This is a genomic window from Bradyrhizobium sp. WSM2254 (assembly GCF_000472645.1).
GTDB lineage: Bacteria > Pseudomonadota > Alphaproteobacteria > Rhizobiales > Xanthobacteraceae > Bradyrhizobium > Bradyrhizobium niftali.
In genome coordinates this window covers 154148-164350 of sequence record NZ_AXAB01000022.1, presented here as the reverse complement: position 1 = coordinate 164350, position 10203 = coordinate 154148, and the positions used below count along the sequence as shown (strand labels likewise).

Annotated in this window: 10 protein-coding genes; 6 read left to right on the top strand and 4 right to left on the bottom strand. The window is 60.2% G+C overall.

The genetic code is table 11. The annotated features are described in order from the left end of the window. The first annotated feature begins 676 nt into the window (after positions 1-676). The 4 genes from A3M7_RS0117170 to A3M7_RS0117155 all read left to right on the top strand — a co-directional run bounded on the left by A3M7_RS0117170 (position 677) and on the right by A3M7_RS0117155 (position 4378). Positions 677-1438, top strand: a complete 762-nt coding sequence (locus A3M7_RS0117170) for a tetratricopeptide repeat protein (protein ID WP_198033758.1) — start codon at positions 677-679, stop codon at positions 1436-1438. A gap of 276 nt (positions 1439-1714) precedes the next feature. Continuing rightward, positions 1715-2284, top strand: coding sequence for a hypothetical protein (locus tag A3M7_RS0117165; RefSeq protein WP_027545023.1), 570 nt, complete (start codon positions 1715-1717; stop codon positions 2282-2284). A gap of 9 nt (positions 2285-2293) precedes the next feature. Continuing rightward, entirely contained in the window at positions 2294-3418 is a 1125-nt protein-coding gene (locus tag A3M7_RS0117160; RefSeq protein WP_027545022.1) for an AAA family ATPase, read from the top strand. A gap of 3 nt (positions 3419-3421) precedes the next feature. Then, the gene (locus tag A3M7_RS0117155) at positions 3422-4378 is read left to right on the top strand and encodes a tetratricopeptide repeat protein (RefSeq protein WP_027545021.1); all 957 of its coding nucleotides are present in this window, start codon (positions 3422-3424) and stop codon (positions 4376-4378) included. A 393-nt stretch (positions 4379-4771) separates the two neighbouring features. Here the strand turns inward: A3M7_RS0117155 and A3M7_RS46665 are convergent, their stop codons facing one another. Beyond that, positions 4772-5494, bottom strand: a complete 723-nt coding sequence (locus tag A3M7_RS46665) for a molybdopterin-dependent oxidoreductase (RefSeq protein ID WP_084302226.1) — start codon at positions 5492-5494, stop codon at positions 4772-4774. Positions 5495-5726: 232 nt separating this feature from the next. Here A3M7_RS46665 and A3M7_RS44405 point away from each other — a divergent pair, with 232 nt between their 5' ends. After that, positions 5727-6365, top strand: coding sequence for a TetR/AcrR family transcriptional regulator (locus A3M7_RS44405; RefSeq protein ID WP_049823490.1), 639 nt, complete (start codon positions 5727-5729; stop codon positions 6363-6365). Positions 6366-6458: 93 nt separating this feature from the next. Next, positions 6459-6872, top strand: a complete 414-nt coding sequence (locus tag A3M7_RS0117140; protein ID WP_027545019.1) for a hypothetical protein — start codon at positions 6459-6461, stop codon at positions 6870-6872. A gap of 105 nt (positions 6873-6977) precedes the next feature. On the opposite strand, the gene A3M7_RS44400 is transcribed toward A3M7_RS0117140, so the two are convergent. The 3 genes from A3M7_RS44400 to A3M7_RS0117115 form a co-directional block, all read right to left on the bottom strand. Next, the gene (locus tag A3M7_RS44400) at positions 6978-7442 is read right to left on the bottom strand and encodes a MarR family winged helix-turn-helix transcriptional regulator (RefSeq protein WP_049823489.1); all 465 of its coding nucleotides are present in this window, start codon (positions 7440-7442) and stop codon (positions 6978-6980) included. A 1046-nt stretch (positions 7443-8488) separates the two neighbouring features. Continuing rightward, positions 8489-9013, bottom strand: a complete 525-nt coding sequence (locus A3M7_RS44395) for a hypothetical protein (RefSeq protein ID WP_049823488.1) — start codon at positions 9011-9013, stop codon at positions 8489-8491. 126 nt (positions 9014-9139) lie between these two features. Beyond that, positions 9140-10201, bottom strand: a complete 1062-nt coding sequence (locus A3M7_RS0117115) for an RNA polymerase subunit sigma-70 (protein WP_245284267.1) — start codon at positions 10199-10201, stop codon at positions 9140-9142. Between the last annotated feature and the right edge of the window lie 2 nt (positions 10202-10203).

Genomic DNA, 10203 nt, shown 5'->3' with positions numbered 1-10203 from the left:
AAGCCCGGCTCGCGAAAATGACGACCACATGATCGCCCCTCAAGGATGAGCCGGGATGGGCGACACATACGACAAATCCGAATTTCGGTAAAGTGGAATATTTTTATGAGAAGGGGTTGACGGGGTGGCGGGTGTTTTGCCCGACGGGCGAGCAGCGCATTACAGGGCTAAGGGCGGCGCTGTTGTGGGCGTTGGCACCAGCGGCTTTGGCCGCTCGGTCGGATCAAACATGCCGTACCTGTAGTCCTTGATCTGCATGGCTTTGTTGATTTGATCGACCATAGCTTTAGCGTCAGGAATTGATGTCGAAGATCCAGATTCTTCGGAGATTGTCTTTCCGGCAAGAGGGCGAGAGGTAGTTGACTGGGATACGTTGAATAATTAGTCAACATGAAGGGCTCGCAAATATTCGCAGGTCCCGCTCCAGTTGATACTGAGAGCTGGAAGACCGTATGCAACATGGGGCTGTGACCAAGTGCTGCAAACCGATCCTTCCACTTTATCCCCGAATGCGGTCCGGGAAACTGAGATGCGATGGCTCCCTCGAACCGCTGCCATGCACGGTGCGCTTTGGAAGTCCGACCCTTGTTACAGGTGGTGGTGGTATGTCTGGCCCACCGCAACGGCCCTCATGATCGCGGGTTGGATCTGCGTCGACAAGCCTACGCGGGAGACGATGCCCGGCATCGCACTGAGCAAGCCGTTCGTTGCTGGCGTAGCGGTGAGGGATGGCAACGATCCAAATTGGGTGCAGAATCAACTGAACCGATGCCTTTCTAAGACCCTTGAGGTCTCTCAGTCGATGACGTCGTGCTCGGCGCTGATCAACACGCCGCAGGTCAGAGGCCAGCAACTGGCGGCGGCCTTTAGGCAACGCGGATTTCTCCAGCGGGAGAAAGATCCTGACCGCGCAATTGCCGACTACGATAACGCGCTGAAAGCTTGGCCCGACTCCGCTGACGCGCTCACCGGCCGCGCCTGGGTTCTTATGACGAGCCGCAACTATGAGGCGGCGCTACAGGATCTAAGCAGGGCCATCGAATTGTCGCCCACGATGGCGACGGCGCGCTACTACCGCGGCTACGCCTACCTAAGAACCAGGAAATATCCACAAGCGCTGACCGATTTGAATGAAGCGATCAAGCTTGATCCAGGTAACGCTGATTATTATCTGGCACGCGGCGAAGTCTGGCAGACTTTGGAGAACTATGAGGCGGCCTTGCATGACTTCGAAGAGGCTAGCAAGCTTGCTCCTGAAGACGTCGGTGGCTTGATTTCAAGTGGTGCAGTGTTTGAAGCGATGGGCAAGCCTCGTGAGGCGTTAGCGGCTCTCGAGCGCGCGGTCTCGTTGGCGCCTAAGGACAAGGATGCGGTGTCGGAACGTGACCGGCTTAGGTCGGAAGTGAGCGGGGCTGCCTCGGCTGGATCTGCGAGGTGAGCGTGGAAGTCAGGCTCCGATTGCATTTCGGGCGCGTTGTTTAGACGGCAGTGCAAGAAGTCGTCGATTGCACGTTCGCTCGCGTCTCTCCGAGATACGTTCATCCGCTGAATCTTGGCATGACGCGCAACTTTTTGTTATCAGAGCCCACCGAGACGGCTGCAGGACGGGATAGTTATTCACCTAAACGCGTTACGTACTCGCCTTGCAACCACCCTGCAAAGCAGGCTAAATTCGCATTGATTGAATATTGGACGGGCTATTGCGCAATTGACAATGCAGAACAAAGGGGGCGGGATTCAGCGTCCTGATTTCCGTGACGGCCAAATCGTCTCTGCCCGGTCGAGCGAGAAATCCCTTCTGGTTGTGGGGTCATTGCTGCTGGGGGCGATAGCCGTTGGAACGGCCGGCGGATGGTTTTTCTCCTCGCAGACCTTCAGCAGCGACCCTTCCGTCCCGGTAATTGCTGAGATCTTGCCTCAGGATATTCCGGACGCCATCGGCACGCTGACCCCAACCGCGCAACAAACTGCGCAGGCCGACTCTCGCGAATGCCGCTTCCCGATGGGCTTCATCACCGCCGCCACGCCCGGCAATCCAGCGGGGGGCGACGTGATTTTCCGCACCAGCAAATATAGATCACCGCCTTTTCACGTCACCGACAAGCCGCAACGAATTGCGATACCGAACCCGCTGCCGGAGACCGGCGGCGTCGATTTGCTCTCGGCCGACGGTGAGGCGAAGGGCCTGATGGTCTCGCTTACACCAATCGCGCGAATGGAGCCCGTCAACGGAACCTCGGCCGTCAAGGTGATCTGGCACCGACGACCGGCTTGCAAAACATGAGTCTTTGGAATGCAGACCATTCTAACGCCGCGTTTCATCATCACGTTCATCTTGATCGGCGTAGCTTCGGCGGTCATCAGCGCGATGCTGTTCAGTCCGCAGCTCGGTATCCTGAGCTGGATTGGCGGCTTCTTCGCCGCAATGACGCCGCTGCGATTTCTTGGACTGACCCTGACCCTGCTGGCCGCCACCGGCATCGGCTATACGGCCGCCCGGATTGGCGCTGACCCGGTTTCCGCGGGTTTGGTCCCGGTTGGCAGCGGCTACACCTATGGTCGCCGTCTCGTCGTCAATCCCATAACCGGCGAGAGCAAGCTGGTGGCGCGCACTGCGGACGACGCCCTGGATGATCTGGAAATCATGGTGGGGCTCGGCAACGTCAAATCCGAGATCAACAAGCTTTTGGCGAGCCTCGAGGTCGAACGTCGGCGGCGTGAGCAGGGCCTGCCGGTCTTCGCCACCAGTCGTCACATGGTTTTCACCGGCCCGCCGGGTGTCGGTAAGACGGTGGTGGCACGCGCGATCGGCGACATCTACCGCTCGCTCGGTGTGTTGCGCAAAGGCCATCTCATCGAGGCAGACAGGAGCATGCTGGTCGCCTCCTATGTAGGTCAGACGGCGCCGAAAACGCTCGATGTCTGCCGCACCGCCCTCGACGGCCTTCTCTTCATTGACGAGGCCTACAGCCTGGCGGGCGCCGACATGCGAGGCGATTTCGGACGGGAGGCGATCGAAGCCCTGCTGAAATACATGGAAGACCATCGCGACCGCCTGGTCGTCATCGTCGCGGGCTATCCCGCGGAAATGCACCGCTTCATCGCCAGCAATCCTGGACTTGCGAGCCGGTTTTCCAAGACGATCGACTTCCCCGCCTACGAATCCCACGAGCTCTGCGAGATATTCCGCACCATGGCGACCGAGCAGCAATATCTGCTGCCGCTCGGCTTCGAAAGAATGCTGTCGCCATGGATCGAGTCGCAGCGCCGCGATCCGCAATGGGGCAATGCGCGATCGATGCGGACCTTGCTGGAGAAGGCTCGCGAGGCGCACGCGCTGCGGACCTCGAGCGACCCCGGCGCCAATCTGGCCGAGTTCGAGCTGCCCGACATCGAAGCCGCGATCCGGGACCGCTAGTCCATGTCGTGGGTCTCTCGCCTTGCTGCTGTGCATGGGGCGTTCTGGATTGCCGACCGCTGGTATCGCATTTGGTGGTACGTCTGGCCCGCAGCACTCGCGCTGCTGATCTCCGGCTGGATCTACGCCGACAAGCCCAGTTGGGGCGGAGACGCCAGGAACGCCTTACAAGGCGAATGGGCCAAGCCGGTCACACTCGCGACGCCCATTCCCATTCGGAACTCGCCGATTCTCGCGAATTGGCCGGAGAAGCTCCAGAGTGATGTTGCTGTGTGCTTCACCAGGGCGCCCGACATTCATCCAATCATCGACGCCTGTTCGCGCCTTATCGACAGTGGAGAGATCAGCAATTCGCAACGCTCCTCAGCCTACAATCAGCGAGGATTTTTGCGGCGCGTGAAGGAACCTATTCGTGCTCTCGAGGATGTTGAGGCTGCCCTGAAGCTCATGCCCAATGTCCCTTACGCGCTTGCCAATCGAGCTTACATTTATATCGGACAAAGCAAATTCGACGCTGCTATTCAGGATCTGAACAAAGCGATCGAGCAGTTTCCGCCGACGGCATCAGGCCCGGCGCACCATCTCCGAGGCCTCGCCTATTTCAAACTCGGCGACTACCAAAAAGCGCAGACTGAGCTGGACGAGGCCCTCCGGCTTGATCCCAATAACCCAGATCCCCTTATGAACCGCGGCGAACTCGAACAGGCTCAGAAGAACAACGACGCTGCTCTGCGTGACTTCGACGAATATAGCAGGCGTGTGCCGCGTGATCCACGTGGTCCTATCGGTCGGGCAACGGTTTTGGAAGCGACCGGGCATCCCCAGGAGGCGCTCGCAGCGCTCGACAAGGCGCTCATCATTGATCCCGCGAACCTGCGCGCGGCGGCACTCCGCGATCGGCTCCGTGCGCAGCGGATTGGGACCGATCAGTCGAAGACGGGCGACAATTCCCCGAAATGAACGAGAACGAATTCGAGCCCTGACTGCATTGAAGTCAGCGCGTTCGGGCTGATATTCTCACGGTCGAGCATGGTTCAACGTCCTGTCCTCACGATGAATCGCCACGAGATCCATGCGCAATTCAAATACCCTGTAGTCGAAGCCCTCGAGAAAGGAACGCAGGGCGACTTTGTCCGACTTGATGAACTCCGCAACAACGATCGGCTTGGACGCAGGGCGCTGTTAAGGCCGCTACCATCCAGGAGCTTGTTTCCGTCGACGATCCGCCGGCGGCATCGCGGATGGCCGAGGCATCGCCGCCGCGTTCGCCCAGCGTGCGCCGCCAGCAGCATGAAACCACCGAGCGCAAGCAGATTGGTATCCACGACCCATTGCTCGCCGGATGCGGCGTGCTCATGGAAGTCCCTGCCCTGGTCTCGTCATGTGCTCCGACGTCGCCGGCGAATGATTCTTCGCCTGATACATTTCGAGCGCTTCCGCGCAACGCTTTATGGTGGGGGCGATCAAAGGCCGATATGCGCGCCGCAGGAGCCACCCTGGAAACCCGACACCGCGCTCCTCCACCGCGACACGAGCCCGCGGATGCATTATGAAGCCGGGCCCGGCCGGGCGATAGCGACCCGGATGTACGCCGAACTCTATCCGTTCGATATGCTTGACGTTCTTGTACCCGTAGTGGGCCGGTGCCACCAACCGCAGCGGCGCTCCGTGAGCCACCGGGAGCGGCGCGCCGTCCAGACGATCGGCCAGCAGAACCTCCGGCTGCAACAGATCGACCAGTGCCAAAGCGGCGTGGTAGCCATCGCTTCCGCGGAACACGACGAACTGGTCTTGGTAGGCCTGATTTAAAGCGAACGCGGAGCAGAAGTCGCGAAAGCCGACCCCTTCCCAGCGGTGGCCGAGACTGCTCCAGGTTGTGACGCAATGGAAGTCGCTGAGCTGGATGGTTCGCGGCAACGCTCCCCAACGATCCGGGCCTACTTCGCCAACGACGCGACCATCATTGCTCAACTCAAATCGCACCGCGTCTGGCTTTCCAGGGAAACGCTTCGCAAAGCGCGGTAATCCGAAACGCGGAAAGGAGGCGATCGCGCGTTGGCCAGGTGGCAAGGTCATCGCCCATGATCTCCAAGGCTTGCGTGAGACGCCCTGTGCTCTGACGCATTCGGGTGACTGCGCGAGTGAGCGTTAGGGCCGACCGACCAGGGACCCCTGTCGTGTCTGACCTGATCTGCCAGTGAGCCAGGGACGGCGACAATCATCGGTGACCCTCCTGTTTTGCAGCGCAACTTCGCGTTCGCGATTCCTCTACTTGATTTTGATTTTAGAATCTAGTATCTAATTCGTGATGCCGAGGCCGTCGAAGTTTACCGAACACCAGATTCTGGATGCCGCAGCGCGTATCATCGCGAACTCCGGCGTACCGGCCGCGACGATGTCTGCGATCGCCCATGCGCTCGGGGCGCCGTCCGGATCGATCTATCACCGGTTTCAATCACGCGATGAACTGCTGGGCCGCCTGTGGCTTGGCAAAATGGCGGCATTTCAACAGGGGTTTTCAGCGGCGCTCCAACACGATGACCCTGACGACGCCGCCATCGCCGCCAGTCTGTTCGTCCCTCAGTGGGTCAGATCGGATCGAACGGGTGCTCGGATCGCGATCATGCATCGGAGGGAGGAGTTTGTAGGAGGTGGCTGGCCGCCAGATATGGAGCGCGAAGCACGGCGCCTGGGAAAGGAGCTGGACGTCGTCCTTGACGACATAACCAGACGGCTATTTGGCGCGGTGTCGCCCACGTTGAGACGCTCGACCAGATTCGCGATCATTGACATCCCCTATGCGGGGGTGCGTCCGCACATCTCGCGCGGTGAAACGCCGCCACCCGAGATCGACAATCTCGTGCGCGCGGCAGCGATAGCGAGCATTCGTGCGACACGCGACACCTGCACTGGACCAACTCGAACATCACGGCCCAACGCCACGTGATCGATGCCAGGTCAATCTCTTATGACGCGCATGGACGCATAGTCGCTTCGCCTCTCATCAGATAATGCGAGCGACCCACACACAGAGAATCCCATGATGGCTACGAAGGTTTTGCAACGAATTGGCGCGGCAATCCTCATCACCCTGGGCGTTGGTCACCTCATCCTCAGCATCATCTTTAAAGGGCCAAAAATGCTTGATTGGGTCACCCAGGGCCTTTGGGCGGCGGTGCCGCTCAAGGTGGGCACGCAGCCCAGCATCGAAGCATTGCAGAACGCAGCCGTCTTCTGGGCAAGCATAGGCAGCTTTGCAATACCCTCGATTTTGCTGGGCGTTCTCCAGTGGACGCTTGCCGGAAGGGGCATCACGCCTGGATCGTGGCTCGGCTGGGCGGTGACCGTCTGGTTCGCATTGTTGACGTTGCTGCTGGTCCCATCTCCGGGGATCCTGGGCGTGATCGCCGGCATTTTGTTTCTTATCGCTACCCGGCAGGCGCGGCCCACTTGACCATCAAGACCTTCGGAACAAGGCGCGAGCTCCGTCGCCCACTATTCAGCGAGGCGTTGGCAGGAGACACCAGACGGCGAGGCCCGCGAGCGAGGTCGCTCTTCTTCACATTGACCGATGAACTTTGGCTGCTGCCAGGTCAAGCAGATCGTTCAATTTCGACAATTCGGGCGCTCCCAGCGCCCTTTCGACATCTTTGCGCGCCTTACGCCAAAGAGGAAATGCCTTTTGGAGGACCGTCTGTCCCTTCTTTGTGATGCTCACGACGCGGACGCGGCTGTCCGCGGCAGCAGGCGCGTCCGTGATCAATCTTTTCGTTTCCAGCGGCTTGAGATTTCGATTTAGCGTCGTCGGATCGACGCCCGCTTGCTCCGCGAGACTACCGATTGACAGGCCGCCCACCTCCGAGCTTGCGGCTCGAAAAAGATAGGCAAGTAACCCGAATTGATTTGCAGTAAGGCCGGCCTCGGCAAGGACGTGATCATAGAGTTGCGTGATGTGCCGGGACGCGCGCCTTATCCGAAGGCAGGGACAGCCCATGACCTCGCGAAGGTCCTTCAGAGCGTCCATTCTGTTCCTATTCCAACCATGATTGGCCCGCTGCACGCAATTTAAAGCTGTATATACATATAATGCCCATTTGATGTCAAGGAGACGGCTGCCAGTTATTCTAGGACGAACGCGACACCTGATCGACCAGGCTCAGTGTTCGGTCATCAGCCCGGCACTCCGCTATCTAGATCGCCTCGGCGACCTTGCGCGGACCACGCAGTAAGAGCCGGAACATGGCCAGATGAGTAACCAGAAGGGGCGGAACGATCAGGGTGGGAATGTAAAAGGTCGCCCCTAATGAGCCGGGAGGCAAATTGATGCCGACTACGCCCTGATAATAGGCGAACAACAAATCAATTGTGCCTTCCAAGTTCAGCAGCCAAACCACCCCCAATGCCCATCGCGCCCTCGCGGTCAGCGCGAAAGAAGCAATCACCGCCAGCACGGCCGCAACCAGGTCTCCGTAGGCTGCCGGGTTCGCGAACGCCGGCGCCATGGTAGGTCCGACGACCCCGGGTGCTAGAAAGCTCAGCCCGACGAAGCGAAACNTATGGGGAGCGACGAGTATGCTGAGAGCCATATCGCGCGGCAAATCCAGCAGGCGCGGCCAGATGTAGAGCTGGAAAACCCTGCCGAACGCCACGAAGCAAAGGACAACAGAAAGGCCGATGGTCAGCTTGCTATCCACGACAGCACCTCAAGCGTTATCTGCATATACAGATTTATACCTAAAGGAGGATCCGGTGGTCAAGTGCTACTGTTGCGGCCAGGTGCGGCGGCGGGCAATCGAGAGGCTGGTTTAGGAGAAAGTCGTTGCCGGCGTGCGTGCCCGGGGGACCGGATGGTGACGGCCTTCGCGTGATGGTGATCGCGCCGGCTTTCGCTTGCGCGACGATGTCGTTCTGGATTGAAAGTCGGGGCCGAGCCGTTGCCGCAGCGCGCCAATTATTTCTTGGTGCGCTGACAGGGCGTTGCTCCGCCATACCGGGCACCCCCGGTCCGGCAGCCCGAATTTCCGTCGAGTTTTGCTCCGACACGACCGGATCGATCGCGCGCCGCGGCGTTCATCGGCTCGGCATTCCGCCTTGTGGGCTCGCCTCCGCAACCCGACGCGGGTCACTCAAAATGCGGTACATGGCGAGATGGGTAACCAGGAGGGGCGGAACGATCAAGGTCGGAATGTAAAAGGTCGTACCCAGCGCGCCAGGAGGCAAACCAACGCCGACCACGCCCTGATAGTAAGCAAGCAAACAATCGGATGTACCCTCAATATTGAGCAGCCAAACGAACCCAAGCGCCCATGAGGCCCTCGCGGTCAGTGCGAAAGAAGCAATCACCGCCATCACGGCGGCGGCCAGATCCCCATAAGCTGCCGGGTTTGCGAACGCCGGCACCATGTCGGGCGATACGACCCCGGGTGCGAGAAAGCTCAGCCCAACGAAGCGAAACATGTGGGGGGCGACGAGTATTTTGAGTGCGTCGTCTGGGGACAAATCCTGTAGCCGTGGCCAGATGTAGAGCTGGAACACCCTGCCGAAGGCCACGAAACAAAAGAGAACAGATATCCCGACGATCAATTTGTCATCCACGATAAAGCGCTCATATCTGTATACACAGATTTATGCCCGCGGCATGCGTGAAGTTGCCTGCGGCCGCCGAAGCCTCGAGAGACATGAGATCACGGATCTCCAGGCCCAACCGATCGCGCCGAACCATCAGGCTTCCCGGATGGTCGGCAGCTGGAATGCCGCGAAAAGCCTCTGGGCAAGCGGCTGCATGAACGCCGTAAACGTCGCGATCCCGTCTCTGTCCAGCGACAGAAGCTGTAGCGAATGTGCGTTCCAGCGCCCTTCGGCGCCGAGGGTGTAGAGGGCGAAGGCCGGTTGGAGGTTAGCGCCGACCGGAACAAGCCGAAAGCCGCGATAGGCGGGCCAGACAGCCCCGAAGAAATCCCCGATCGAACGGCGGCCCTCATACCATTCTCGCCACGGAGGCATCGCATAGACGGCGTCTTCCTTCAGAAGCGCGACGAAACGTTCCAGGTCCGCGCTTTCCCAGGCCTGCACGTACCGCTCGAGCAGGCTCCGCTGGTGTTCGTCTGTCATCGGGGCCTGTCGAACGTCGCGATCGATCGCGGCCAGCTTGGCCCGCGCCCGCTGCAGGGCGCTGTTCACCGACGCAGCGGAAGCATCGAGCACAGAGGCGACCTCGATCGAGGACCAGCCCATGACGTCGGCCAGCAACAGCACAGCCCGCTGACGCGGCGGCAGCTGCTGGATCGCTGCGACGAACGCGAGCCGGACGGACTCACGTAGCTCGTAGCGGGCATCTGGCCCTGCAGCGGGATCGGGGAGGCTCTCCAGCTCGGCGTCGGGATAGGGCTCGATCCACAGGGTCCCGGTATCCGGGCGCCCCTGCGGCTTCTGGGTCGCCGGGCCCTCCACCTGATCGGGCATCATCCGGCCGCGCCTCGAACGACTCGCGATCATGTTCAGGGACACGTTGGTCGCGATCCGGTAGAGCCAGTTCTTGATCGAGGCGCGCGCCTCGAACTCGTCGAAACCGCGCCAGGCCCTCAGCATGGTTTCCTGGACCGCGTCCTCGGCCTCGTGCAGAGACCCAAGCATGCGATAGCAGTGCAGCTTGAGCGCGCGGTGATGCATCTCGGCCGCCCTGGCGAAGTCGGCGCGACTGGGCGGAGTGTCGCCCACAGAGCTCACGAGCTCCTTGTCTTTCATGACGACCCCCTCCACTTTCCGGCTGCGCAGCTCGTCCATCT